The organism is Burkholderia lata (genome assembly GCF_000012945.1).
GTDB lineage: Bacteria > Pseudomonadota > Gammaproteobacteria > Burkholderiales > Burkholderiaceae > Burkholderia > Burkholderia lata.
Genome location: NC_007510.1, coordinates 1,429,499 through 1,454,211, shown reverse-complemented (window position 1 = coordinate 1,454,211; position 24,713 = coordinate 1,429,499). Strand labels below are relative to the sequence as shown.

At 67.1% G+C, this 24,713-nt stretch carries 21 protein-coding genes; 9 read left to right on the top strand and 12 right to left on the bottom strand.

The window, feature by feature from the left end:
* Positions 1–212: 212 nt before the first annotated feature.
* Together BCEP18194_RS12545 and BCEP18194_RS12540 are read right to left on the bottom strand one after the other, a co-directional pair.
* The gene (locus BCEP18194_RS12545) at positions 213–1,121 is read right to left on the bottom strand and encodes a SphA family protein (RefSeq protein ID WP_011351654.1); all 909 of its coding nucleotides are present in this window, start codon (positions 1,119–1,121) and stop codon (positions 213–215) included.
* A gap of 162 nt (positions 1,122–1,283) precedes the next feature.
* Positions 1,284–2,207, bottom strand: a complete 924-nt coding sequence (locus tag BCEP18194_RS12540; protein ID WP_011351653.1) for a LysR family transcriptional regulator — start codon at positions 2,205–2,207, stop codon at positions 1,284–1,286.
* 118 nt (positions 2,208–2,325) lie between these two features.
* Between BCEP18194_RS12540 and BCEP18194_RS12535 the strand changes: the two genes are divergently transcribed.
* From BCEP18194_RS12535 to BCEP18194_RS12515, 5 genes are read left to right on the top strand one after another with little or no spacing between them, the layout of a single operon-like run.
* Complete coding sequence (locus BCEP18194_RS12535) at positions 2,326–3,207, top strand: intradiol ring-cleavage dioxygenase (RefSeq protein ID WP_041492803.1); 882 nt, start codon at positions 2,326–2,328, stop codon at positions 3,205–3,207.
* Complete coding sequence (locus BCEP18194_RS12530; RefSeq protein WP_011351651.1) at positions 3,204–3,506, top strand: Dabb family protein; 303 nt, start codon at positions 3,204–3,206, stop codon at positions 3,504–3,506. Before BCEP18194_RS12535 ends, BCEP18194_RS12530 begins: the two co-directional genes overlap by 4 nt.
* A 7-nt stretch (positions 3,507–3,513) precedes the next feature.
* The gene (locus tag BCEP18194_RS12525) at positions 3,514–4,581 is read left to right on the top strand and encodes a maleylacetate reductase (RefSeq protein ID WP_011351650.1); all 1,068 of its coding nucleotides are present in this window, start codon (positions 3,514–3,516) and stop codon (positions 4,579–4,581) included.
* A gap of 50 nt (positions 4,582–4,631) precedes the next feature.
* The gene (locus tag BCEP18194_RS12520; RefSeq protein ID WP_011351649.1) at positions 4,632–6,299 is read left to right on the top strand and encodes a bifunctional 3-(3-hydroxy-phenyl)propionate/3-hydroxycinnamic acid hydroxylase; all 1,668 of its coding nucleotides are present in this window, start codon (positions 4,632–4,634) and stop codon (positions 6,297–6,299) included.
* Positions 6,300–6,312: 13 nt separating this feature from the next.
* On the top strand, positions 6,313–7,389 hold the full coding sequence (locus tag BCEP18194_RS12515) for an alpha/beta hydrolase family protein (RefSeq protein WP_011351648.1): 1,077 nt from the start codon (positions 6,313–6,315) through the stop codon (positions 7,387–7,389).
* 48 nt (positions 7,390–7,437) lie between these two features.
* Here the strand turns inward: BCEP18194_RS12515 and BCEP18194_RS12510 are convergent, their stop codons facing one another.
* Entirely contained in the window at positions 7,438–8,169 is a 732-nt protein-coding gene (locus tag BCEP18194_RS12510; protein ID WP_011351647.1) for a transporter substrate-binding domain-containing protein, read from the bottom strand.
* A gap of 56 nt (positions 8,170–8,225) precedes the next feature.
* Positions 8,226–9,386: a pyridoxal phosphate-dependent aminotransferase gene (locus BCEP18194_RS12505; protein ID WP_011351646.1), complete on the bottom strand. Its 1,161-nt coding sequence runs from the start codon at positions 9,384–9,386 to the stop codon at positions 8,226–8,228.
* Between the two features lie 167 nt (positions 9,387–9,553).
* On the opposite strand from BCEP18194_RS12505, the gene BCEP18194_RS12500 reads away from it, so the two are divergent.
* The gene (locus tag BCEP18194_RS12500) at positions 9,554–10,987 is read left to right on the top strand and encodes a PLP-dependent aminotransferase family protein (RefSeq protein ID WP_011351645.1); all 1,434 of its coding nucleotides are present in this window, start codon (positions 9,554–9,556) and stop codon (positions 10,985–10,987) included.
* Positions 10,988–11,019: 32 nt separating this feature from the next.
* Here BCEP18194_RS12500 and BCEP18194_RS12495 read toward each other — a convergent pair whose 3' ends face one another.
* Positions 11,020–11,460 (bottom strand): nuclear transport factor 2 family protein, encoded by a 441-nt coding sequence (locus BCEP18194_RS12495; protein ID WP_011351644.1) that lies wholly within the window; start codon positions 11,458–11,460, stop codon positions 11,020–11,022.
* Positions 11,461–11,510: 50 nt separating this feature from the next.
* Positions 11,511–13,535: an FAD-dependent oxidoreductase gene (locus BCEP18194_RS12490; protein ID WP_011351643.1), complete on the bottom strand. Its 2,025-nt coding sequence runs from the start codon at positions 13,533–13,535 to the stop codon at positions 11,511–11,513.
* Between the two features lie 150 nt (positions 13,536–13,685).
* On the opposite strand from BCEP18194_RS12490, the gene BCEP18194_RS12485 reads away from it, so the two are divergent.
* Positions 13,686–14,222 carry a PadR family transcriptional regulator gene (locus BCEP18194_RS12485; RefSeq protein ID WP_174935349.1) on the top strand — a complete coding sequence of 179 codons (537 nt, stop codon included), beginning with the start codon at positions 13,686–13,688 and terminating at the stop codon, positions 14,220–14,222.
* A gap of 22 nt (positions 14,223–14,244) precedes the next feature.
* Positions 14,245–14,889: an SGNH/GDSL hydrolase family protein gene (locus tag BCEP18194_RS12480; RefSeq protein WP_041493049.1), complete on the top strand. Its 645-nt coding sequence runs from the start codon at positions 14,245–14,247 to the stop codon at positions 14,887–14,889.
* A gap of 63 nt (positions 14,890–14,952) precedes the next feature.
* Here the strand turns inward: BCEP18194_RS12480 and BCEP18194_RS12475 are convergent, their stop codons facing one another.
* The 6 genes from BCEP18194_RS12475 to BCEP18194_RS12450 form a co-directional block, all read right to left on the bottom strand.
* Complete coding sequence (locus tag BCEP18194_RS12475) at positions 14,953–15,933, bottom strand: NADPH:quinone oxidoreductase family protein (protein ID WP_011351640.1); 981 nt, start codon at positions 15,931–15,933, stop codon at positions 14,953–14,955.
* 148 nt (positions 15,934–16,081) lie between these two features.
* Positions 16,082–17,911: an acyl-CoA dehydrogenase gene (locus BCEP18194_RS12470; protein ID WP_011351639.1), complete on the bottom strand. Its 1,830-nt coding sequence runs from the start codon at positions 17,909–17,911 to the stop codon at positions 16,082–16,084.
* Between the two features lie 118 nt (positions 17,912–18,029).
* A complete protein-coding gene (locus BCEP18194_RS12465; RefSeq protein ID WP_011351638.1) occupies positions 18,030–18,797 on the bottom strand; it encodes a class II aldolase/adducin family protein in 768 nt (255 codons plus the stop codon).
* A 68-nt stretch (positions 18,798–18,865) separates the two neighbouring features.
* The gene (locus BCEP18194_RS12460) at positions 18,866–21,190 is read right to left on the bottom strand and encodes a xanthine dehydrogenase family protein molybdopterin-binding subunit (protein ID WP_011351637.1); all 2,325 of its coding nucleotides are present in this window, start codon (positions 21,188–21,190) and stop codon (positions 18,866–18,868) included.
* Entirely contained in the window at positions 21,187–21,648 is a 462-nt protein-coding gene (locus tag BCEP18194_RS12455) for a (2Fe-2S)-binding protein (protein ID WP_011351636.1), read from the bottom strand. Before BCEP18194_RS12455 ends, BCEP18194_RS12460 begins: the two co-directional genes overlap by 4 nt.
* Positions 21,649–22,305: 657 nt before the next feature.
* The gene (locus BCEP18194_RS12450; protein ID WP_341864840.1) at positions 22,306–23,391 is read right to left on the bottom strand and encodes a branched-chain amino acid ABC transporter substrate-binding protein; all 1,086 of its coding nucleotides are present in this window, start codon (positions 23,389–23,391) and stop codon (positions 22,306–22,308) included.
* A gap of 366 nt (positions 23,392–23,757) precedes the next feature.
* Here BCEP18194_RS12450 and BCEP18194_RS12445 point away from each other — a divergent pair, with 366 nt between their 5' ends.
* Positions 23,758–24,705, top strand: a complete 948-nt coding sequence (locus BCEP18194_RS12445) for a LysR family transcriptional regulator (RefSeq protein WP_011351634.1) — start codon at positions 23,758–23,760, stop codon at positions 24,703–24,705.
* Positions 24,706–24,713: the final 8 nt, after the last annotated feature.

Sequence of the window (24,713 nt, the reverse complement as noted above, 5' to 3'; positions counted from 1 at the left end):
GGCGCGGCAGCGTGCCGCTCCCCGCGCGCCGGCGTGTTCCTGGTTTTCGTCACGTCGTATCGATCTTCGTCTGGAGTCGCCGCGCGCGGCCGCACCGGGTAGCCCGGGCGGCCGGTGGCGCAAAACGTCAGATGATACAAAATATCAATTCACTTCGTCAGGATTTTGTCAGCTTGCGCCGGGCGCCCGGCCGACGGGCACCGCACCCGCGTCTACAACGGGAAACTGAACTGCACCCACAGCTTGTCGCCCTGCGGCCGGTTGCGCACCGCGAACTCGTGCTGGTATTTCACGACCACGCCCGACGCCGGCCCCCACATGTAGCGCAGCTGCGGGCCGATCGCGACCGATTGCCCGCGAAAGCCGTCCGACGCGACCTTGACGCCGTCCTGCGTATCGTCGGTGAACTGCTTCAGGAACGTGCCCTGCACGCCGAGCTGCACGCGCCGGTCGATCGAATAGCCGATCAGGTAGTCGAGCACGGCGACCGCCCCCGAGTGGTACCGCGTCGCATGGTTCGGCGAATTCAGCTCCAGCAGCGTGGTCGTCGAGATCTCCCAGTCGCGGCCCGGAAACCAGGTGGTGCTGACGTACGGCAGGAACGCATAGGTGTTCAGCCCCGTGTTCGCGATCCGGTTCGCCGCATACGCGCCGGTCGGCACCGCGAACGACGGCGAGAAGAACGCGAAGAACGTCTTCGATGCGTTCGCATAGTTGAGCATGAACGGCTCGAGGATCACGTCGCCGAGCGACGTGCGGTTGCCCGTGCCGCCCGGCGTCGACAGATGCAGGTGGACGATCGGGACGATCGCGCTGCTCGACAACGAAAACGGCCCGAACGTCGCGCCCCACGTGTGGACCACGCGCGGCGTCTCCGCGACCACGCTCAGGTGGAACCCCGGCACCGCGCTGCCGCCGTCCGGCCCGGCAAACCGGTTCGATGCGGAGTACAGCGCGTAGTTGAAGTACTGCGTATTGCCGGGCGGCGGAAGCAGCCCGTTCAGTACCGTGTTGACGCCGAACGGATAGCTGATCTGCCCGTTCTCCGTGGCCGACGCCGGAACCTGAATGGCCCCGGCGATCAGGAGTGCCAACGGCACCCGTCGCAATGCGAATTTCATGTCGTCTCCAGACCGGATTGTTATCGTGTAATCGCGAGCCGGGCATCGCAGGCCCGGGGAGACGCAATGTAAAGCGCACGACAGCGGCGAAAAAGACGACGTTCGGGAGAACAGTTCTCCGTCACACGGAGAAATGCGCGACGGCCCAGCGCCGGCCTGCGCTCAGCGGCCGACTTCCTTCCATTTGCGTGCGAGCCCGAGGCGTTCGAAACGCTCGATCAGGAACTCGGTGAACACGCGGATCTTCGCCGGCTGGTGACGGCGGCTCTGGTACGCGATATTGACGGTGAGCGCCGGCAGTTGCCAGTCGGTGAGCACCGGCACCAGCTTCCCCGCGACGATATCGTCGTGAATGATGTAGAGCGGCTGGATCAGGATGCCGAGCCCGGCCAGTGCCGCGGCGCGGATCACCTGCCCTTCGTTCGCATCGAGCACGCTCTTGATCGTGACCGACTGCTTCTTCGCGCCGTGGCGGAAATGCAGCACGTACGGATCGTTCGCGAGGTTGTAGACCAGCAGCCGGTGGTCGCACAGCGCATCGGGCGTCGCGGGCGCCCCGTGCTTCGCCAGATACCCGGGCGACGCGGCCAGCACGCGCCGCGTCTCGGCGAGCTTGCGCACGGTGATGCCCGAATCCGCTTCATGCTCGCGCGTGCGGATCGCCACGTCGATGCCGGCCTCGATGAAATCCGGATAGCGGTTCGCCGCGACGATCTGTACGTTCAGGTTCGGGTAGCGCCGGTGGAACTCGGGCAACGCCGGTGCGATATAGATCGACGCGAACGAGACCGACGCGGTCACGCGCAGCGTGCCGGCCGGATTGACGCTCGTTTCGTTGACCGCCGCATCGGCTTCCGACAGTTCCATCAGGATCGCGACGCAGCGCCGGTGATATTCATGCCCGGCGTCGGTCAGCCACAGGCGCCGCGTGGTGCGCTCGACGAGCCGCGCACCCAGCCGCTCCTCCAGCGCGTTCAGGCAGCGGCTCGCCGCCGCGCTCGACATCCCGAGCCGCTCGGCGGCCTTCGACAGGCTGCCCAGTTCGGCGACCTGCACGAAAAATTCAATCTGCGTCCACTTGTCCATGCGTTCGATTCTTCCACTTGGCGGAGAACAAAACTCCTCCAAACCATCTTTTTTACGATTCAAGGAGGAATTAATGTTACGTCAACGCGCCACCCAACGACATCAGGAGACACCCCCTATGCGCAATCTCAACGAAGACACCATCACACAGGCCGTGATCGCGTCGCTGGGCGGCTGTCGCGACGAGCGGTTGCGCACGGTGATGACCAGCCTCGTCCAGCACCTGCACTCGTTTGCTCGCGAGACGAAACTCACCGAAGCCGAATGGCAGACCGCGATCGGCTTCCTGACGGCGGTGGGCCACATCACCGACGACAAGCGTCAGGAGTTCATCCTGCTGTCCGACGTGCTCGGGCTGTCGACCCTCGTCACCGCGCAGAATCATGCGAAGCCGGCCGGCTGCACGGAGGCGACCGTATTCGGTCCGTTCTACGTCGAAGGCAGCCGCGATTTCTGCATGTTCGACGACATCGCGAACGGCGCCTGCGGCGAGCCCTGCTTCGTGTCGGGCCATGTGCGCGGCATCGACGGCATGCCGATCGCGCACGCGTCGCTGGAAGTCTGGCAAGCCGACGAGGACGGGCACTACGACGTGCAGCTGCCGGCCGACGACGGCTCGGTCACGCACCGCGCGCGTGGCCGGCTGCGCACCGGCGCCGACGGCCGCTACGCATTCCGCTCGATCCTCGCCGAGCCGTATCCGATTCCGCACGACGGCCCCGTCGGCGCGATGCTCGACGCGCTCGGCCGTCATCCGTGGCGCCCCGCGCACCTGCACTTCATGATCGAGGCCCGCGGCTACGAAACGCTGATCACGCACGTGTTCCGCGACGGCGACCGCTATCTCGACTCCGACGCGGTGTTCGGCGTCCGGTCGACGCTCGTTGCCGACTGGGTCCGGCACGCGCCCGGCCTCGCGCCGGACGGATCGCGCATGGACACGCCGTTCTACACGCTCGATTACGACTTCGTGCTCAATCCCGCGGAGCGCGCCGCATGATCCGCCACGTCGTGATGTGGAACGTCGCCGGTGCAACCGAGCCCGAGCGCGCGGTGGCACGCACCACCGTCAAGACCGCCTTCGAAAGCCTGCGCGGCCGGATTCCGGGCATGACGCACCTCGAAGTCGGTGCGGATTTCAGCGCGGCCGATTACGCGTGCGACCTGATTCTCGTCGCCGAATTCGAGTCGCGCGAAGCACTCGACGCTTACGCGACGCATCCCGAACACACACGCGTACGCGACGCACTGACGGGCCTGCGCATCGCGCGCCATCAGGTCGACTACGCAACGGAGTAACGACGACATGAATTTCATTTACCAGGCCCGCCCCGCCCGCGTGATCTTCGGCGCAGGCAGCCTCGAGCATCTCGAACGCGAAGTGCTGGAACTGGGCGCGCAACGCGCGATCGTGCTCTGCACGCCGGAGCAGCGCGACCTCGCGCAACGCATCGTCGAGCGGCTCGGTGCGCGCGCGGCCGGACTCTACGATCGTGCGACGATGCACGTCCCGATCGAGATCGCCCGCGATGCGCAGGCGTTCGCCAGGTCGTGCGATGCCGACTGCGCGATCGCGATCGGCGGCGGCTCGACGATCGGCCTCGGCAAGGCGATCGCGCTCGAAAGCAGCCTGCCGATCCTCGCGATACCGACGACGTACGCCGGCAGCGAGATGACGCCGATCTACGGCCTGACCGAAGGCGGCCTCAAGCGCACCGGCTCCGACGCGCGCGTGTTGCCGAAAACGGTGATCTACGATCCCGCCCTCACCGTCACGCTGCCCGTCGAGCTGTCCGTGACGAGCGGCCTCAATGCGATCGCGCACGCAGCGGAAGGCCTCTACGCGAACAACGCGAATCCGGTGATGAGCCTCGTGGCCGAAGAAGGCATTCGCGCGCTCGCCCGCGGCCTGCCCGGCGTGCGGCGCGACCCGGCCGATCTCGACGCGCGCAGCGACGCGCTCTACGGCGCGTGGCTGTGCGGCATGGTGCTCGGCAACGTCGGCATGGCGCTGCACCACAAGCTCTGTCACACGCTCGGCGGCAGCTTCAACCTGCCGCACGCGCCGACCCACACGGTCGTGCTGCCGCATGCACTCGCGTACAACGCCGCACATGCGCCGGACGCGATGCAGCGGATCGCCCGCGCGATCGGCACGAACGACGCGGCACGCGGCCTCTACGCACTGGCGCTCGACAACGGCGCACCGGTCTCGTTGAAGGCGATCGGCATGCAGGAAGCCGACCTCGATCGCGCCGCCGATCTCGCGGCGGCCAATCCGTACTGGAACCCGCGCCCGATTGAACGCGACGGCCTGCGCGCGCTGCTGCAGGACGCCTTCGACGGCAACCTGCCCGGCTCGACCGCACGCTGAACCGGCCACACGACAGACCAACAAACGAAACCGTCATGGAGACACCCCGCATGAATACCGAATCGAGCGCCCACGGCGACAGCTCCGTCGAACACTGTGACGTCGCCATCGTCGGCTACGGCCCGACCGGCCTCGTCGCCGCATCGATGCTGGGCCGCGCCGGCCATCGCGTGATCGTCCTCGAACGCTGGCCGACGCCCTACGGCCTGCCGCGCCTCACGCACATCGACGGCGAAACCGCACGCATCGTGCAGGCGAGTGCCGACGTCGATCACGCGCTGCGCAATGCGAAAGCCGTCGACACCTACCATTACTGCGATGCCAACGGCGACCTGCTGCTCGAACTGAACTGGACCGGCCGCGCGTGCGGCTACCCCGCGCACATCTCGATCTACCAGCCCGACATCGAGGACGCGATCGATGCGCGCGCCAGCACCTTCAGGAATGTGACGATCCTGCGCGGCTGGGAAGTCGACACGCTGCTGCAGGACGACGACGGCGTGACGCTGACCGCCCATCCGGCGCGCGGCAGCCAGGACGCGCAATGGACCGGCAAGCCGCGCGCCATTCGCGCCCGCTACGTGATCGGCGCCGACGGCGCGAACAGCTTCGTGCGCCGCACGCTCGGCATCGAACGATCCGATTTCGGCTACAACGAGCGCTGGCTCAACCTCGATTCGGAGAACAAGCGCGATCTCGGCGAAGGCTGCGCACGCACGACGATCTACTGCGATCCGGATCGCGCGTACATGCACATGCCAATTGGCACGAAGCGCACGCGCTTCGAGCTGCGCGTGCTGCCGAACGAATCGACCGCCGAATGGGAAACGGAAGAAGCCGGCTGGAAGTGGCTCAACGACCACTACGGCTTCGGCCCGGACGACCTGAAGCTGCTGCGCCACGTCGTCTACACGTTCGAGACGCGCATGGCCGAACGCTGGCGCACCGGCCGCGTGCTGCTCGCGGGCGATGCGGCGCACACGATGATGCCGTACATGGGACAAGGCGCGTGCTCCGGCATGCGCGACGGCATCAACCTCGCGTGGAAGCTCGACCTGGTGCTGACCGGGCGCGCCTGCGCCGACCTGCTCGACACGTTCGAAGCCGAGCGCCGCCCGCACGTGACCGCGATCACGCAGATGTCGCTGTTTCTCGGGCAAGTCGTCAACGAGGACGATCCGCGCAAGGTCGCCGAGCGCGACGCGGCGTTCCGCTCCGGCAACATGCCGCCGATGCCGCCGTTCCCGAAGCTCGACCACGGCATCCTGCATGACGAAGCCGACGGCACGCGCCATCCGACGACCGGCGCACCCGCGCCGCAGGGACGCGTGCGCCGCGGCGCAGCCGAGGGCCGTTTCGACGATGTGGTCGGCCGGGGATTCCAGCTCGTCACGCGCGAACACCCTTCCCGCTACCTCGACGACGCGCAGCGTGCGTTCCTCGCGCGGCTCGGCTGTCACGTGGCCGTGCTGTCCGACGACGTGAGCGCACCGGATGCCGTGGTCGATCTCGACGGCGAGCAGCAAGCGTTCATGCAGGCGCACGGGATCGGCGCGTATATCGCGCGGCCCGATTTCATCGTGTTCGGTTCGGTGGCCGAGCTGCGCGACCTCGGCGCGCTCATCGATGCACTCCGCGACAAGCTGCACTGGTCCGCCGCGTCGACCGAGCCGTCCGCGACTTCAGCAGCCTCGGCGGCCGTCACTCACGCATCGTAAAGGAAACCTACGCATGACGACCGAACTGTCACCGTTCGCGCTGTCCCTGCAACGCGCGATGCCCGTCACGCGCTTGCTCGACTGCGGAATGGACTATGCGGACGCAATGGCACTGCACGCGCGCACGTCCACTGGCGAACCGTGGGACGTCGCGGCCGAAGCGCTGGCCGACGCGCAGCTCGCGCGCGCCGCGCAGGCGGCGGAAGCCGGCCACCTGGTCACGGCCGCCGACGCGCAGGCGATGGCCATCGCGAACCTGCTGTTCGCGCAGATGGCATTCAACCACGATGTGCCGCGCAAGCGCGCGCTCTATGCGCGGCTCGTCGACGCGTCGCACGGCCTCGCGCGCTGGTCCGACAAGCGCATCGAACGTGTCGAAGTGCCGTTCGGCGATGCCCACCTGATCGGCTGGCTGGTCCGGCCGCCGACCGAACGCGTACGCGGCACCGTCATACTCTTCGGCGGCCAGAGCGGCTGGGGCTTCGCGTACTGGCCGATCGCACGCGCGCTTGCGGCGCGCGGCATCGCCACGCTGCTCGCCGAGGGGCCGGGCCAGGGCGAGACGCGGCTCGAACAGCGGATCTTCGTCGACGTCGACATGAGCGCCGCATACCGGCGCTTCGTCGATGCGGTCGCCGACCGCGTGCCCGGGCCGATCGGCATCTGGGGGAACAGCATCGGCGGGTTGTGGGCCGCATCGACCGCTGCGAGCGACCGACGGATCGCCGCCTGCTGCGTGAACGGCGCACTCGCGGCGCCGACGCTGCTGCCGTTCCGCACGTTCGTCGAACAGGCTGCGGCCATGCTCGGCAACGACGATCCCGATGCGGTCGCGGCGAATTTCGCGCGGATGAGCTTCTCGTCCGAACGCGACCGCATCGCATGCCCGCTGCTGGTGCTGCACGGCGGCGAAGATCCGCTGATCCGGCTCGACGATCAGCAGCCGTTCCTCGATGCGGCGACGCCCGGCGAGGCAACACTCAAGGTCTGGCCGGACGGCGAGCACACGATCTACAACCACGCATCCGAGCGAACCGCGTTCGTCTGCGACTGGTTCGTCGAGCGATTCGCGCAGGCTGCGGCTGCGTGATCACGCATGCGGTGTCGACCGTGCGAACGGCCGGCACCGCGCGCGGCATTACGACGTCGCGCCGCCGTTCTCCACCACGCCGTCGATTTCCGCATGCGTGAAGCCGTACTTCGCCATCCGCTCGCGATGATCGGCCGAGCCGAGATACTCGCGCAGCTTTGCGTTCACGGCCTGCACGAGCGCATCGCTGTTCTGGCTGAACGAAAATCCGCCAACGGGCGCGGCCTCACCTGCACCCCGCTCGTGCGAGACGGCCTCCAGTCGCGTGTCCGTGTCGGCGACCGCGCGGGCCCCGATCGCGGTGCTCGCGAACGCGTCGACCTGCCCTGCAAGCAACGCAGCCAATGCGTCGGGTTGATCCTTGAAGATGACGATCTGCCCGTCGCGCACACCGGCCGCCCTGGCCGAATCGATCTGCACCTGGTCGGTCACGCACGCCAGCCGCGCATCGCTGCGCGCCGCGATGGCCGCGTAGCTCGTCAACTGCTTCGGATTGCCGGCCTGCAGCACGAAGCCGTCGCCGATCGCCCACACCGGGACGCTGAACGTCACGTGCCGCGCGCGTTCGGCCGTCACGAAGATCGGCACGTTCATGTCCCAGCGCCCGGCCTGCACGCCCGGCAGCAGTGCGTCGAACGACGTCGGGTGATATTCGATTTCCGTCACGCCGATCGCGCGCAGCACCACCTCGGCCACCTCGACATCCGCACCGGTCACGGTACCGTCTTCTGCCGTCCAGTAGAAAGGCGGTTCCTCGATGTACGCAATCCTTACCTTCATGGTGTCACTCCTGACGTTCAATGATGTTCGTCGCGCCCGGACCCCGGGCGCCCGATTCATGCAACCGCTGCATCCATCGCCCGGGACAGCGCCATCAACGCAGGCGGCAGCCGCTCCAGCGGAAGATAGCCGAACCCGAGCCTGAACACGCGGCTGCTTTCGCCGAACCACGTGCCTGAAGCAAGCTGCACGTCGTGATCCGGCAACCGCTGCCAGAAACGCGACACGGCCGGCTCGTCGAAAGCGTCCTGACGCAGCCGCACGCAGCACAGTGCGCCCGCATCGGGCCGCACCCACTCCACCCGCGCACGTTCACGTTCGCACCAGTCCGACACGATATCCAGCGCGCCCGCAAGCAGCCGGCGCCGGGGCGCGAGCACGTGTTCGCGGTGGCGCAGCACGGTCGCAGCCAGCGTTTCGTCGAGCACCGAACCCGAGATCACCGTATTCAGCTTCGCGACGAGCAGACGCGCCCGAAGCCCTGCATCGGCCACCGTGAGCCATCCGGTCCGCAGACCGGGTGCGCCCAGCGCTTTCGACACCGAAGACCCCGTGACGATACGCGGATCGACACCCGCGAAACTGGCAGCCGCGGCCGCATCGCCATAGCTTGCTTCGCGATAGGTTTCGTCGATGAACAGTATCGCGTCCGGACACCGTTGCGCCATCAACGCCAGCAATGCATCGATCTCGGCGCGCGATGCCTGCACGCCGCCCGGATTCTGCGGGGACGCGATGCTGACCAGCCGCGTCTTCGACGACAGGCTCGCGTCGAACTGCGCGAGGTCCAGCCGATAGCCGTTCTCGAACGACAGCCGCACTTCACGCACCGTTGCGCCCGCACCGACCAGGCAGTCTCCACTCGGCGGAAAACAGGGTGTCGCCAGCACGGCCTCGTCGCCGGGCCGGCACACTTCATAGGCCAGCAGAAACAGTCCGAGCGCGGTGCCTTGCGTCGTCACGATCTGCTCGGCCGGCACGTTGCAGGTATCGGCAATCGCATCGCGCAGCACCGCAGCGCCCGCCGACTGGCTGTAGCCGAGCTTCAGGTTGCGGATCGTGTCGACGCCGGCCAGATCCAGCAGTTCGCCGACCGTCAGGTCTTGCGACGTGCTCTCCGCCAGGTTGAAGGTCCGGTTCACGTCGAGCAGCGAGATGATTTCGTTGTACGGAAACCGTCCGCGCCACTCGCCGGAATGCGCGTGTGTCGTCTGCATGGGCAAGCCTCACAATGGCCGATCGATGGATCGGAACACCGCCATCGTAGCGTTCGCACAAAAACCATAACAGCCACAATTTTCCGCCGATTTGACCGACACAATTATGCGTGGCGAGATCGTGTCGAACGGTCGATAATCGGGCACTCCCCTGCCGCTGGTGTCTCATGGAAACGCAAACGTCATTCCGCTACAGGCAACTGGCCGACCTCATCGTCGGCATGATCGAGAACGGCACGCTGGCGCCGGGCACCCGGCTGCCGTCCGTGCGTACCGTCAGCGAACAGCAGCGCATCAGCGTGTCCACCGCGCTGCAGGCATACCGTCTGCTCGAAGATCTCGGCGTGCTCGTATCGCGACCGCAGTCGGGCTTCTACGTCGCGGCCGCGCGTGGCGGCACGCTCGCGTTGCCGAGCACCTCGCGCTCGCGCGCGAAAGCATCGACGGTGTCGATCAGCGGCGCAGTCGCCGCGATGCTCGAACATGCAGCCAACTCGGCGCTCGTGCCGCTCGGATGCGCGGTGCCCGATCCGGCGCTGCTGCAATCGAAGCGGCTCGACCTGGCCCTCGCCCGCGCGGCACGCCAGCACGGCACGCGCTACAACGTCTATTGCGCGCCCTACGGCGAGCCGGCACTGCGCCGCGAAATCGCGCGGCGGGCCATGCGCTTCGGGCATCCGCTGTCCGCCGACGACATCCTCGTCACGAACGGCTGCACCGAAGCGTTGACGCTCGCGCTGAATGCCGTGGCAACACGCGGCGATACGATTGCGGTGGAATCGCCGACCTACTTCGGCCTGCTTCATACGCTGGAGGCACTGGGACTGAAGGCGCTGGAGTTGCCGACCGACCCGCTGCGCGGCGTCGACGTCGGCATGCTCGCGCAGCGGCTCGAAGCGGAATCGATCGCCGCCTGCGTGCTGTCGTCGAGCTTCGGCAATCCGCTCGGCTCCGCGATGAGCGAGGACGACAAACGGGCGCTGCTTGCCCTGCTCGCACGCCATCGCGTGCCGCTGATCGAAGACGACGTCTACGGCGACATACACTTCGGGCGAGACCGGCCGAGGCCGTTCAGCGCGCTCGACAGCGGGGCCGATACGATCTACTGCAGTTCGTTCTCGAAGAGCCTCGCCCCGGGATACCGGATCGGCTGGATCGCGGCGGGTGCGCGCACTCAGCAGGTGATGGAACGCAAGCTTGCGCTCAGCCTGTGCGGCCCCGTGTTGCTGCAGGTCGCGGTGGCCGACTTCCTCGCGAGCGGTGCATACGATGCGCACTTGCGCCGCATCCGGCGCGTGTTCGAGGACAACCTGGCACGGATGACGCGCACGATCGAGGCCAGCTTTCCGGCCGACACGAAAGTGAGCCGGCCAGCCGGCGGTTTCGTGCTCTGGCTCGAACTGCCGAAGCGGTTCGATTCACGCGCGCTGTTCGATGCCGCGCTCGAACAGGGCGTGTGCTTCGCGCCGGGCGACATTTTCTCCGCCAGCCGGCGCTTTCGCCATTGCCTGCGCCTGAGCGCCGGGCATGTATGGAACGAACGTATCGAGGACGGTGTCCGGTGCCTCGGCCGGCTCGCGCGGGCACAACTCGCACGCTGAACGCGGCGGCGGCCGCCCCGCAATCGCCCCGCTCAGCTGCCGATCTTGAACGCCGGCAACTGCTGCGCGAGCCGTGCGCCCATTTCCGTACCGAGCGCCTGCAGCGCATTGAACGGCCGGATCATGACCTCGAATTCGACGATCCGCCCTTCGTCGTCGAAGCGGATCATGTCGATCCCCTTCAGCGCCTTGTCGCCGACGGCCGCGCTGAATTCCAGCACCACGCTCTTGCCGTCGTCGGTGACGAACTGCCGGTAATAGGTGAAATCCTGGAGGATCGTGATCACCGTGCGCAGCGCCAGCAATAGCGCGGGCGCCGGCCCGTACGGCTTGAACGCCATCGGCGACCGGAACACGGCGTCCGGATGGACGATCGATTCCAGTGCGCCAAAATCCTTGCGTTCGATCATCGCATGCCACTTGTCGAGCGATTGCGCGACAGCGGGTTGAAGATGCAGCGCTGCGTTCGTCATCGAAGACTCCTGTATCGTCGGGCGGAAAAGAAACGAATCGGTCTCAACTCTCAAAGGGTGGCGGCAAGCGACGTGCCCTGGTGAATCGCGCGTTTCGCATCGAGCTCGGCCGCTTCGTACGCGCCACCGATCACGTGCACCTTGCGCCCGGCGGCTTCCAGTTGCTCCGCCAGTTCGCGCAACGGCTCCTGTCCCGCGCAGATCACGACGTTGTCCACCGGCAGCGTCTGTTCGACGCCGTCGATCGTCACGTGGAATCCGTCGTCGTCGATGCGCCGATAGGTCACCGCCGACGACATCCCGACGCCGCGCGCCTTCAGCCCCGTGCGGTGAATCCAGCCGGTGGTCTTGCCGAGCCCGTCGCCGACCTTCGACGCTTTGCGCTGCAGCAGATGGATTTGCCGTGCGGCCGGCTCGGGCTGCGCGTGGCGCAAACCGCCTGCGTTCGCATATGACGGATCGACACCCCACTCGGTGAAGAACCGTTCCGCGTCGACGTGCTCGGCACCCGCGCGATGGACGAGATATTCCGCGACGTCGAAGCCGATCCCGCCAGCGCCGACGATCGCAACGCGGCTGCCCACGGCCTGGTCGTCGCGCAACACGTCGAGGTAGCCGAGCGTCTTCGCGTGCCCGACACCATCGATCGGCGGCGTACGCGGCACGATGCCCGTCGCGATCACCACTTCATCGAATTCGCCTTGCACCAGCATCTCGGCGGTCGCGCGCGTATTGAGGTGAAGCGTCACGCCGCGCAGTTCGATCTGCCGGCGGAAATAGCGCAGCGTCTCGTTGAATTCTTCCTTGCCGGGCACCTTCTTCGCGATGTTGAACTGGCCGCCGATCTCCGCGCCGGCTTCGTACAGCGTCACCGCATGGCCGCGCTCGGCCGCGGTGACCGCGAAGCCGAGGCCCGCCGGCCCGGCGCCGACCACGGCGATCCGCTTGCGCTGCTGCGCCGGGCGAATCACGAGCTCGGTTTCATGGCACGCGCGCGGATTCACGAGACACGACGTGATCCTGCCGCTGAACGTATGGTCGAGGCAGGCCTGGTTACAGCCGATGCACGTGTTGATTTCGTCCGCGCGCCCTTCCCGCGCCTTGCGGACGAACTCGGCATCGGCGAGGAACGGCCGCGCCATCGACACCATGTCGCAATAGCCGTCGGCGAGCAGTTGCTCGGCGACTTCCGGCGTGTTGATCCGGTTGGTCGCGACGAGCGGGATGCCGACCTGGCCCATCAACTGCCGCGTGACCCACGCGTACGCGGCGCGCGGCACCTTCGTCGCGATGGTCGGAATGCGCGCCTCGTGCCAGCCGATACCCGTATTGATGATCGTTGCACCGGCCGCTTCGATCGCCTGTGCGAGCCGGATCACTTCGTCGAGCGTCGAGCCGCCTTCGACGAGATCGAGCATCGACAGGCGGTAGATCAGGATGAAGTTCGTGCCGACCCGCTCGCGCACGCGCCGCACGATCTCGACCGGAAAGCGGATACGGTTCTCGTAGGCACCGCCCCATGCGTCGTCGCGATGGTTCGTCCGCGCGGCGATGAATTCGTTGATCAGGTAGCCCTCCGACCCCATGATCTCGACACCGTCGTAACCCGCATGCTGCGCGAGCGCCGCGCATCGCACGAAATCGGCGATCGTCTCGTCGACTTCATCGCTGCTCAGCGCATGCGGCGTGAACGGGTTGATCGGCGCCTTCAGCGCGCTCGGCGCGGCGAGCGCCGGGTGATACGCGTAGCGCCCGAAATGCAGGATCTGCAGCGCGATCTTGCCGCCCTCCGCGTGCACCGCGCGCGTCACGACACGATGACGCTCGGCTTCCGCTTCGGTCGTCAGCATCGCACCGCCCGGCGCCGGACGGCCGCGCTCGTTCGGCGCGAATCCGCCCGTCACGATCAGGCCGGCTTCGCCGCGCGCGCGCTCGGCATAGAACGCCGCCATCCGCTCGAAGCCGTTCGGCGCTTCCTCGAGACCGACGTGCATCGACCCCATCAGCACTCGATTCCTGAGCGACGTGAAGCCGAGCTCGAGCGGGGTCGTCAGATGCGGATAACGCGATGTCATGGGGTGTCTCCATTTTTATGCAACAAGTTGCACAGATGGTAGTCCACCACTCTCGTTTATGCAACCCGTTGCATAAACACATCCATCACCTTGTACTGTGGCCCCGATATGGCAAGATGCGGTTCATTCCGCGGCCTCCTCCGATCCGACATGTCCCTGCCCCACGCACTCCTCACCGCCCTCGCCGAACGCCCGGGTTCCGGCTCCGAGCTCGCCGACCGCTTCGACCGCTCGATCGGCTATTTCTGGCAGGCGACGCACCAGCAGATCTATCGCGAGCTGGGGCGTCTCGAGGAAACGGGCTGGATCGAATCGCTGCCGGCCGAATCGGGGCGCGGCCGCAAGCGCGCATACCGGATCCTGCCGGCCGGCAAGAAGGAGTTGCGGCGCTGGATCGCCGAACAGGAAGATCCGACGCCGCTGCGCGAAGCGCTGATGGTGCGCCTGCGCGCGGAAGCGGTGCTCGGCCCGGCCGGCCTCGAGGACGAAATCAGGCGGCGCATCGCGTTGCACCAGGAAAAGCTCGACCTGTATCTGCAGATCGAGGCGCGCGATTTTTCGGAAGACGCCGATTCGCGCACGAAGCGCCTTCAGCATCTGGTCCTGCAAGCCGGCATCGCGAACGAGCGGTTCTGGGTCGAATTCTCGCAGCATGCGCTCGACGTGCTGCGCTCACCGAAAGACTGACCGACTGACGGAGGACATGACGATGACGCAGAAAACCGTGCTCTGCTACGGCGATTCGAACACGCATGGCACACGCCCGATGACGCATGCTGGCGGACTGGGGCGGTTTGCACGCGAAGAACGCTGGACCGGCGTGCTGGCGCAAACGCTCGGTGCGAGCTGGCGGGTCATTGAAGAAGGGTTGCCCGCGCGTACGACCGTGCATGACGATCCGATCGAAGGCCGGCACAAGAATGGTTTGTCGTATCTGCGCGCGTGCGTCGAAAGCCACTTGCCCGTCGATGTCGTCGTGCTGATGCTCGGGACCAACGATCTGAAGACACGCTTCTCGGTCACGCCCGCCGACATCGCGACATCGGTCGGCGTATTGCTTGCCAAGATCGCTGCGTGCGGCGCCGGTCCGTCCGGTGCGTCACCGAAGCTCGTGCTGATGGCGCCTGCGCCGATCGTCGAGGTCGGATTCCTCGGCGAGATCTTTGCGGGCGGCGCAGCGAAGTCGCGGCAGCTCGCGAAGCGGTACGAACAGGTGGCAAGCGATGCCGGTGCGCACTTTCTCGATGCCGGCGCGATCGTCGAGGTGAGCCCGGTGGATGGCGTTCACTTCGCGGCCGATCAGCATCGTGTGCTCGGGCAGCGGGTCGCTGCCCTTCTGCAGCAGATTGCGTAACGCGCACGAGCGCTGAGCTACCACCGCGCGGCGTCCACCGGCACGCCGCGCGCGGAAAGCCGGTCACGCGTCCGGCAGGATCACCACCTTGCCCTTCACCTGCCGGTTCGCCATCCGCGCGATCGCGTCGGCCGCGCCGGCCAGCGACACGCGCTCGGTGATCGCGGGTCGCACCTTGCCGGCCGCGAACCACTCGGCAAGCAGGCGCATGTTCGCGACATGCTGCTTCGGGTCGCGGCGCACGGCATCGCCCCAGAACACGCCCAGAATGTCGCGCTCCTTGAGCAGCGCCAGGTTCAGCGCGATCTTCGGAATCTCGCCGGCCGCGAAACCGACCACGAGGAACCGGCCATGCCAGGCGGTCGCGCGCAGCGCCGCCTCGCTGTAGGCGCCGCCCACCGGATCGTAGACGACGTCGGCACCGCGCCCGCCGGTCAACTCGTCCACCCGGCGGCGCAGGTCTTCGGTCGCATAGTCGATCGTCTCGTCGGCACCCGCTTCACGACACAGCGCCAGCTTGTCCGCACTCGATGCCGCCGCGATCACGCGCGCGCCGAGCGCCTTTGCGATTTCGATCGCCGCGAGGCCAACGCCGCCCGCCGCGCCCAGTACGAGCAACGTCTCGCCTTCTTGCAGCCGCGCGCGCTGCTGCAATGCGTGCAGCGACGTGCCGTACGCGAGCACGAGCGCCGCGCCCTGCTCGAACGTCATGCCCGGCGGCAGCGCGGCAATCTGGTGCACGTCGGCCACACACTGCTGCGCGAAGCCGCCGTGCCCGGTGAACGCGACCACCGAATCCCCCGGCCGCCACGCGGTCACGCCCTCGCCCACCGCGTCGATCACGCCGGCAAATTCCGCGCCCGGCGAAAAGGGCAGCGCCGGCTTCACCTGGTACAACCCCTGGACGATCAGCGCGTCGGGGAAATTGAGCGATGCGGCCTTCACCTGCACCCGCACCTGGCCCGCGGCCGGTTCGGGAATCGCCACGTCCTCGATGCGCAAGCTGTTGATCGGGCCGAATGCGGTACACAACAGGGCTTTCATGTTCGTCTCTCTCCTTGTGCGGCATCGCCGCGCATCGGGTCGTCCTGCGGGGCACGCCCGCACGGCCGGTTCGCGACGATGACGCAACAGCCGACGGAATCGGCAACCGCGACATCGTCTGCATTCCGGAATGTCGGTGAAGCAATGATCAGAACCACGCGTCGCGCATGTCGAGCGTCGTCGTGTCGACGCGCGCGAGCAGATCGAGCTGCGCATCCACTTTCGGCAATTCCCAGTTGAAGAAATAGCGGGCCGCCGCACGCTTGCCGTCGTGGAAATCGTCGGCTTGCCCGTGCGCGGCGAGCGTGACGTCGAGCCACAGCCACGCGACGACGAGATGGCCGAACGCTTCCAGGTAGACGCTCGCGTTCGCGAGCCGCGCCTGCGGATCGCCGATCGTGCCGAGTTGCCGTGTGACCTCGACCAGCCGCGCCCAGCGCGGCGCCAGCGCATCGGCCTGTTCGCGCAGGCCGGCATCGAGCGCGCGTGCACGTTCGACGGTCGCGCCGATCCGCGCATCGAGCGCGTGCAGCAACGCGCCATCGTCCTGGGCGACCTTGCGGCCCAGCAGGTCGAGCGCCTGAATCCCGTGCGTGCCTTCGTGAATCGGATTGAGACGATTGTCGCGATAGAGCCGCTCGACCGCGTAGTCGCGCGTGTAGCCATAGCCGCCGTGCACCTGGATCGCGAGGTCGTTCGCAGCGAGGCACCACTGCGACGGCCAGCTTTTCGTGATCGGTGTCAGGATGTCGAGCAGTCGCGTGGCATGGGCACGCACGTCCGCGTCGTCGTGCGCGCGTGCTTCATCGACCAGCTTCGCGCAGTACAAGATCAGCGCGAGACCGCCTTCGACATACGACTTCTGCGCGAGCAGCATGCGCCGCACGTCCGGATGTTCGACGATCGGCGCCTGCGGCGCGGCGGCATCCTTGCCCGCCGGGCCCAGCGGGCGCCCTTGCGGCCGGTTGCGCGCGTAGTCGAGCGCGTGCAGATAACCCGTGTAGCCGAGCGCCACCGCGCCCGCGCCGACACCGATACGCGCTTCGTTCATCATGTGGAACATGTATGCGAGGCCGTGGTTCGCCTGGCCGACGAGATAGCCGATCGCGCCTGCGCGCCCTTCCGGGCGGTAGCGCGTGCCTTCGCCGAAGTTCAGCAGGCAGTTGGTGGTGCCGCGGTAACCCATCTTGTGGTTCAGCCCGGCGAGCACCACGTCGTTGTGCTCGCCCTGCGCCGCGCCGTCGGCGCCCGGCAGGTACTTGGGCACGATGAACAGCGAAATGCCGCGCGTGCCGGGCAGCAGCCGGCCGTGTTCGTCGGGAATCTTCGCGAGCACGAGGTGGATGATGTTCTCCGTCAGCTCGTGCTCACCGCCCGAAATCCACATCTTGTTGCCCGTCAGCCGGTAGCGCGGGCCGAGCGGCGAGTCGCCTTCGAAATCCGCACGTGTCGCGATGTCGGACAGCGACGACCCGGCTTGCGGCTCGGACAGGCACATGGTGCCGAGGTAGCGCCCCTCCAGTTCCGGACGTGCGAACGCGTCAATCTGCGCCGGGCTGCCGTGCGCGACCAGCAGGTTCGCATTGGCGACGGTCAGGAACGGATAGGCGGCCGTTGCGATGTTCGCAGCCTGGAAGAACAGGAACGACGCGGCTTCGACCAGCTTCGGCAAGCGCATGCCGCCGAGCGCTTCGTCATGGCCCGCGGCGATCAGCCCGGCGTCCGCAAAGGCGCGCACAGCCGGCTCGACGTCCGGGATCAGCGTCACGCGCTCGCCGTCGAACTGCGGCTCTTCGCGATCGCCACGCGCCGCATGCGGCGCGAACAGGTCTTCGGCAATCCGCTCGCTGGTATCGAGCACCGCGTCGAACGTCTCGCGACTGTGCTCGGTGTAACGCGGCAGCGCGGCAAGCGCTTCCGCGTCGAGCCAGTCATACAGCAGGAACGCGAGATCGCGTCGCGACATCAACAAGCTCATCGTGCTGCCTCCCGGGGCCGGCTTCGTCAGCCGAATGAAGGGTTCCGTGACCGCTAGTGCTGGCGGGAATTTAGCACGGTCGTTCTAAAACGACAACGACAGATGCGCGACGGATGCCCTAGTCCGCGTAACCGGGATTGCGCCGGTCGAGCCGGCGCAGCAGGCCGGGCCAGACGAGCGCCCCGGCGCCCATCCCGCGCGTCACGGCGGCGATCTGCTGCTTGATGCCGTCGAGAATCGGTTGCGCGATCGGCAACAGCGCCGAGCCGCCCGCCTGTGCACGGACCTGTATCATGCAGGCCGCTTCGAAGAAGTACATCGCGACGAACGCGTCTGCCGGCGTCGCGCCGACGGTCAGCAGGCCGTGGTTGCGCAGCATCAGGTTCGTGTTGGCGCCGAGGTCGTGCACGAGGCGCGCCTTCTCGCCCTCGTTGAGCGCAATGCCCTCGTAGTCGTGATAGCCGAGCGACGCCAGCACGCCGAGCGACTGCTGCGACAGCGGAAGCAAGCCCCCTTCCTGCGCCGACACGGCGACGCCGTTGATCGAATGCGTATGCATCACGCACAGCGCGTCGTCGCGGGCCGTATGCACCGCGCTGTGGATCGTGAAGCCGGCCGGGTTGATCTCGTAAGGTGATTCGGACACCTTGCGTCCGTCGAGATCGACCTTCACCAGCGACGATGCCGTGATCTCGTCGAACATCATGCCGTACGGGTTGATCAGGAAGTGATGCTCCGGGCCGGGCACGCGCGCGGAAATATGGGTGAACACGAGATCGTCCCAGCCGAACAGCGCGGTGAGGCGGTAAGCCGCCGCCAGGTTGACTCGCGCATCCCATTCGGTGGGGGAAACTGCCTGCTTCACGCTGACATCGGATGAGGCCACGTCGACACTCCTTGTTCAAGGATGGATGCGTACCGGGCCGCACGATGCGGCCCGGCCTGGGGATTGTGTCACCCCGCGCGGGGCTTCGCGAGCTGGTCGGCAACCGGCAGGCTGCGGATGCGCGTGCCGGTCGCCGCGAAGATCGCATTGGTCAGCGCCGGCGCAACGGGCGGCAGGCCCGGCTCGCCCACGCCGCCGAGCGGGGTCGCAAAATCGTCCGGTGCGACGAGATGCACACGGATTTCGCGCGGCGCCTCGTTCATGCGCAGCACCTGGAAGCCGTTGAAGTTGCTCTGCTCCGGATGGCCGTCCTTGAATGTGATCTCGCCGTGCAGCGCGATGCCGAGCCCCATCACCACCGCGCCCTCGAGCTGCGAGCGTACCCGCTCCGGATTGACCTGCGGCCCGCAGTCGATCGCGATGTCGACCCGCGGCACCGTGATCTTGCCGTCGGCATCGACCTGCACCTCGCACACCGCCGCCGTGTACGACACGAAGCTGCGATGCGCGGCGATCCCGAGCCCGTACCCCTTCGGCAGCTTGCGCCCCCAGCCGGCCTCGCGCGCGACCGTCTCGACCACGCGCCGCAGCCGGCCGGTATCGACCGGATACAGCGCCGGATCCTCGCCGTAGTTCACGTTCTTCACCGTGATGTGCGGCTCGAATCGCCGCGCAGGCCCGATCAGTTCGAGCAGGAAATCCTTCGGGTCGCGACCGGCCGCATGCGCCAGCTCCGACACGAAGCTCTGGATCCCGAACGCATGCGGGATGTTGTAGACCGAGCGGAACCAGCCGATCCGCGTATGCGCTTCCGCAGCCGGATTTTCGATTCGCACGTTCGGAATCGCGAACGGCAGGTCCGCAATCCCCTGCGCGAGCTCGCCCGGCTGCTCATGCACGACGCCGGCCCGGAACGTCGACTGGATCGACGGCGCGACCGTGCGATGCTGCCACGCGACCACTTTCCCCGATGCATCGATCCCGCCCTCGAACGCCTCGAGCGACACCGCGTGGAAATAGTCGTGCGCGATGTCGTCCTCGCGCGTGAACGTCAGCTTGACGGGCGCGCCGACCGCCTTCGACAGCAGCGCCGCCTCCACCACGTAATCGGGTTTCGACTTGCGGCCGAAACCGCCGCCGAGCAGCGTCACGTTGACCGTCACGCGCTCCGTCGGCAACCCGAGCGCTTTCGCGACCTCGTCGCGCGTGGTCTGCGGCGCCTGCGTGCAGGTCCACACTTCGCAGCGGCCGTCCGCCACGCGCGCGACGGCCGCCGGCGGCTCCATCGTCGCGTGCGCGAGATGCGGGATGTAGTAAGTCGCACGCACGCGCTTCGCGGCGCCGGCGAGCGCCGTGGCCGCGTCGCCATCATTGCGGATCACGTCGCCCGGTTGCGCGGCAGCCGCTTCGAGCGTCTTGCGATAGGCGGCCGAATCGTAGTTCGCATGGGGCCCGCGCTTCCAGTCGATCTTCAGCTGCGCACGCGCCTGGATCGCCGTCCACGTATCGTGCGCGACGACGGCCACGCCGCCGAGCGGCTGGAATCCCGACGGCAGCGGCGTCGGCGCGAGCGGCACGACCTTGACGACACCCGGCAGCTTCTCCGCCGCCGATGCGTCGAACGACGCCACCGTGTCACCGTACGCCGGCGGGCGTGCGACGACCGCATACAGCATCCCGTCGAGCCGCGTGTCGATCCCGTAGTGCGCGCGGCCGCCGACGATATCGCGCCCGTCGATCAGCGCGGTTTCGCCCTTGCCGATATAGCGGAATTCGGCCGGCGCTTTCAGCGCCACCGTTGCCGGATCCGGTGCCGGCAGCGCGGCCGCTTTCGCCGCCAGTTCGCCGAAGCCGAGCTTGCGCCCGCTCTTCGTGTCGACGACCTCATGCACCGTCGCCTTGACCTGACGCGTATCGACGCCCCACGCCGCGGCAGCCGCCTGTTCGAGCATCGTGCGCGCGGCTGCGCCCGCGCGGCGCAGCGCGGCGAAACTCTGGCGCAGGCTGCGCGATCCGTCGGTGTTCTGGTTGCCGTAGCGCGGCTCGTCGCCGACGGCCTGCGCGACCTTCACGCGTGCCCAGTCGGCACCCAGCTCGTCCGCCACCACGAGCGCGACGCTCGTGCGCACGCCCTGCCCCATCTCGGAGCGGATGCAGGTCACGGTGACCGTGCCGTCCGGCGCGATCGCGACGAACAGGTGCGGATCGTCGCGCAACCCGTGCGGCATCCCTGCGCCGCCATACTGCGGATTCGCGCTGACGGGCGGCTGCACCGGCACGGCTGCGCACACGAGCGACGGCACGCCGAACGCGAGCAGCAGCCCGCCGGATGCGAAGCCGAGCAGCAGCGCGCGGCGGCTTTCGTTATGGACGGAGAGTTCGGGCGCGCTCATGCGGCACCTCCGCGGCGCACGGCTAGGCGAATCGCCGCGCGAATGCGCGTATAGGTGCCGCAGCGGCAGATGTTGCCGGACATCGCATCGTCGATGTCGGCGTCGGTCGGATGGGGATTCGTCTTCAGCAACGACGCGGCCTGCATGATCTGTCCGGACTGGCAGTAGCCGCATTGCGCGACGTTCAGTTCCTGCCAGGCCTGCTGCAACGGATGATCGAGGTCCGTCGACAGTCCCTCGATCGTCGTCACGCGCTTGCCGGAAGCCGCCGCGACCGGGGTGATGCACGACCGGATCGCGACACCGTCGAGGTGTACGGTGCACGCGCCGCACAGTGCCATGCCGCAGCCGAATTTGGTGCCGGTGTGGCCGAGGACATCGCGCAGATACCAGAGCAACGGCATGTCCGGATTGCCGTCGAAGTGCTGCTCGCTACCGTTGACGGTCAGCGTGATCATCGTTCACCTCCTGGTCGAGGCGCCCGCATCGCACCACGGGTGCCGGGTGGGGATTCGAACGGCAGCGGGTGCGTTCTGTTGCGCCGGCCCGGTACCGTCTTGTGGACTGCTCCGCCGGCAGGACCAGCGGTCAATGCGTGGTTATCGGTGCGGCTGGCTGGCGATGGCTGTCGGGCCTGCGATCCGGATTGATCGCGGACACGCACCCGCCCCGGATTCTGCCCCACGCAAACCGTCACCCAGGCAACGCGAGCATGTCGGGACTGCCAGAAACGGCGACTCGGATCGCGGCACCTGCGTGCCATGTTCCGCCCCGGCGGCTTCGACATTGCTCAGCGGAGCCAGAATCGTATGCGGAATGGCTCGGGCTCCAACTCTAACTGATGTGCGGCAGTTTTGCGCCGACCGTACGTGACCGTACGTATCGGCGCTGACGTGGCAATCCGGAGGGAAACGTTGAGGGAGACTCGGTGACGCATGACGTGCGTCATGCGGACGGGACCGACTGACGAGCCGGTCCCGGCGAGCGGCGCGACGGGGACGCGAGGCAGCCACTCCACCCACGAGGGACGGCGTGCGTGCCCACGGGGGTCGAGCGTCGCGCCCGGACGGGAAGTCCCGCGAATCGATGCGCGACGGGTTCGCGGCGATGCTTCGTTACATCCGGACCACGTCCGCGACGGCCTTCTTGTGGTCCTTGAAGCGATAGATCGTGATCGCGGCATTCTTCAGGTCGCCGCGCGAATCGAACGCGATCCTCCCGGTCACGCCGTCATACTGCGTGGCGGGCATCGCCGCGAGCACTTTCGCCCGATCCGTCGACCCGGCACGCTTGATCGCATCGTAGATGACGTACACGGCATCGTACGCAAACGGCGCGTACGCATCGATCTGCGCGTTGTAGCGGGCCACGTACCGATTGTTGAAATCCTGCCCTTTCGGCATCTTCGACAATGCAAGGCCGGCCTCCGAACAGACCAGGTTGTCGATCGCGTCGCCCGCCAGCCCGATCATCTTGTCGGTGCAGGCCCCGTCCCCGCCCAGCACGCGCGCCCGAATCCCCAGATTCGCCGCCTGCTTCACCAGCGGGCCGGCCGTCGCGTCCGAGCCGCCGTACATGATCACGTCGGGCTGCAGGCCCTTGATCTTGGTGAGGATCGCGCGAAAGTCGATCGCCTTGTCGTTCGTTGCCTCTCGCGTGACGACCTGGGCCCCCGACGCCTTTGCCGCCTTCTCGAATTCGTTCGCGAGCCCCTGGCCGTACGCGGTCGAATCGTCGATGACGGCCACGCGCTTTGCCCCGAGCGTCGCGATGGCGTATCGCGCCAGCGCCGGCCCCTGCATCGCGTCCGTCGCGACCAGGCGATAGGTCGTCCGATACCCCTGCTGCGTGAACACCGGATTCGTCGAACCCTGCGATATCTGCGTGACGTGCGCGTCGTTGTAGATCCGTGACGCCGGAATGGACACGCCCGAATTGATGTCGCCGACCACCGCGACGACGCCATCGTCCACCAGCTTCTGCGCGACCTGCGTGCCGGTACGCGGATCGGCCGCGTCGTCCTGCGAATCGAGCTGGAAGCGCACCGGTTTGCCGCCGACGACCGGCTGGCGGCTGTTGATTTCCTCGATGGCAAGACGCGCGGCATTCTCGCTGTCCTTGCCCATGTTCGCCAGTTGCCCGGTGAGCGGCGCGGCATGCCCGATGAGCACGACGGATGGAGTGTCCGCGCGGGCCTGCATGCTTGCCGCGACCAGCACGACGGTTGCGCCGACGAGCGGCATGCGGGGAGAGATAGGCTTCACTGGCGGCTCCGTGATCGAAGTGAACGAACGCTGCAGCCGCCATGATTCCCGACCGGGCGACTGCATGCGACCCAGTGTTCAATCGCCGAAATTCCGCGTCCAACGACAAATTCCGTTCGCCGCCGACAAATAAAACTTATCGCGGCGCATGGCACGCGCGGCCCGGCCGTCGAACCGCGCGCTGCAATGCAATCGCCCCCGCTCGTCAGGATTTTCCCGAGTCAACCACGAGATTTTTCCGCCATGACGGGCGGCACGCCGCGCTAAACTGCCGCTCAACCTCGCAACTTTGGGTCACGCGACATGAACGTGCGTTTTCTCGAGACCTTCGTCTGGTTGGCCCGTCTGCGCAACTTCCGCCTGACCGCCGAACGCATGCACGCGACCCAGGCGGCGATATCGAGCCGCATTTCCGCACTCGAACAGGAAATGGGCGTGCGGCTGTTCGACCGCGGGCCGCGTGAAGTCACGCTGACCCAGGTCGGCACGAAAGCGCTCCCCTTCGCGGAACAGATACTCAAGCTGAACCAGCTGATGCTCGACAGCGTCGGCGACCGCTCGAAGATTTCCGGATTGCTGAGGCTCGGCGCCGTGGAATCGATCATTCACACGTGGCTGCCCGAACTCCTGAAGCGCGTACGCGACGAATATCCGAATCTCACCATCGAACTGACCGGCGACACCTCGTCGCATCTCGTTGCCCAGCTGGCCAGCGGCCACATCGACGTGGCACTGCAGACCACCGTGACGACCGGCACGGAGACGTCGAGCATTGCGCTCGGCAGCTTGCCGATGTGCTGGATCGCCAGCCCGTCCCTCAACATTTCGGACGAGGCGCTGTCGGAAGCGGAGCTCGCCGCCTTTCCGATCATCGGGTTCGCGCGCCACTCGCTGCCGCATACGTTCCTGGTCGACCTGTTCGAATCGGTCGGCGAGCCGACTGCCCAGATCAACTGCATGTCGTCGGTCGCCGCCATCATCCACATGGTGATCGACGGCTTCGGCATTGCCGTATTGCCGAGCGCCTTCGTGATGAAGGAGCTGGCCGATGCCAGGCTGCAGATGCTGAAAGTGACTCACCGCGTGCCGGCCCTGCCGCTGATCGCCGCCTACCGGCGCAACCCCGACAGCCTGCTGCCCGAGTCGATCGCCCGGCTCGCGCTCGCCGTCATGCTCGACTTCGCGCTCGTGAACGGACCGCAATTCGCGCTGCTTCCGGAAACCGTCAGCGCGCCCCCTTCAAACACCTGATCCCGACG

What these genes read in the sequence shown, in the direction of transcription:
- BCEP18194_RS12495 (WP_011351644.1), bottom strand. Translation starts at nt 11,460, where the DNA reads ATGACGAACGCAGCGCTGCATCTTCAACCCGCTGTCGCGCAATCGCTC.
- BCEP18194_RS12480 (WP_041493049.1), top strand. Translation starts at nt 14,245, where the DNA reads ATGACGCAGAAAACCGTGCTCTGCTACGGCGATTCGAACACGCATGGC.
- BCEP18194_RS12515 (WP_011351648.1), top strand. Translation starts at nt 6,313, where the DNA reads ATGACGACCGAACTGTCACCGTTCGCGCTGTCCCTGCAACGCGCGATG.
- BCEP18194_RS12475 (WP_011351640.1), bottom strand. Translation starts at nt 15,933, where the DNA reads ATGAAAGCCCTGTTGTGTACCGCATTCGGCCCGATCAACAGCTTGCGC.
- BCEP18194_RS12445 (WP_011351634.1), top strand. Translation starts at nt 23,758, where the DNA reads ATGAACGTGCGTTTTCTCGAGACCTTCGTCTGGTTGGCCCGTCTGCGC.
- BCEP18194_RS12450 (WP_341864840.1), bottom strand. Translation starts at nt 23,391, where the DNA reads ATGCAGGCCCGCGCGGACACTCCATCCGTCGTGCTCATCGGGCATGCC.
- BCEP18194_RS12520 (WP_011351649.1), top strand. Translation starts at nt 4,632, where the DNA reads ATGAATACCGAATCGAGCGCCCACGGCGACAGCTCCGTCGAACACTGT.
- BCEP18194_RS12500 (WP_011351645.1), top strand. Translation starts at nt 9,554, where the DNA reads ATGGAAACGCAAACGTCATTCCGCTACAGGCAACTGGCCGACCTCATC.
- BCEP18194_RS12540 (WP_011351653.1), bottom strand. Translation starts at nt 2,207, where the DNA reads ATGGACAAGTGGACGCAGATTGAATTTTTCGTGCAGGTCGCCGAACTG.
- BCEP18194_RS12525 (WP_011351650.1), top strand. Translation starts at nt 3,514, where the DNA reads ATGAATTTCATTTACCAGGCCCGCCCCGCCCGCGTGATCTTCGGCGCA.
- BCEP18194_RS12510 (WP_011351647.1), bottom strand. Translation starts at nt 8,169, where the DNA reads ATGAAGGTAAGGATTGCGTACATCGAGGAACCGCCTTTCTACTGGACG.
- BCEP18194_RS12530 (WP_011351651.1), top strand. Translation starts at nt 3,204, where the DNA reads ATGATCCGCCACGTCGTGATGTGGAACGTCGCCGGTGCAACCGAGCCC.
- BCEP18194_RS12535 (WP_041492803.1), top strand. Translation starts at nt 2,326, where the DNA reads ATGCGCAATCTCAACGAAGACACCATCACACAGGCCGTGATCGCGTCG.
- BCEP18194_RS12470 (WP_011351639.1), bottom strand. Translation starts at nt 17,911, where the DNA reads ATGAGCTTGTTGATGTCGCGACGCGATCTCGCGTTCCTGCTGTATGAC.
- BCEP18194_RS12545 (WP_011351654.1), bottom strand. Translation starts at nt 1,121, where the DNA reads ATGAAATTCGCATTGCGACGGGTGCCGTTGGCACTCCTGATCGCCGGG.
- BCEP18194_RS12485 (WP_174935349.1), top strand. Translation starts at nt 13,686, where the DNA reads ATGTCCCTGCCCCACGCACTCCTCACCGCCCTCGCCGAACGCCCGGGT.
- BCEP18194_RS12460 (WP_011351637.1), bottom strand. Translation starts at nt 21,190, where the DNA reads ATGAGCGCGCCCGAACTCTCCGTCCATAACGAAAGCCGCCGCGCGCTG.
- BCEP18194_RS12490 (WP_011351643.1), bottom strand. Translation starts at nt 13,535, where the DNA reads ATGACATCGCGTTATCCGCATCTGACGACCCCGCTCGAGCTCGGCTTC.
- BCEP18194_RS12505 (WP_011351646.1), bottom strand. Translation starts at nt 9,386, where the DNA reads ATGCAGACGACACACGCGCATTCCGGCGAGTGGCGCGGACGGTTTCCG.
- BCEP18194_RS12455 (WP_011351636.1), bottom strand. Translation starts at nt 21,648, where the DNA reads ATGATCACGCTGACCGTCAACGGTAGCGAGCAGCACTTCGACGGCAAT.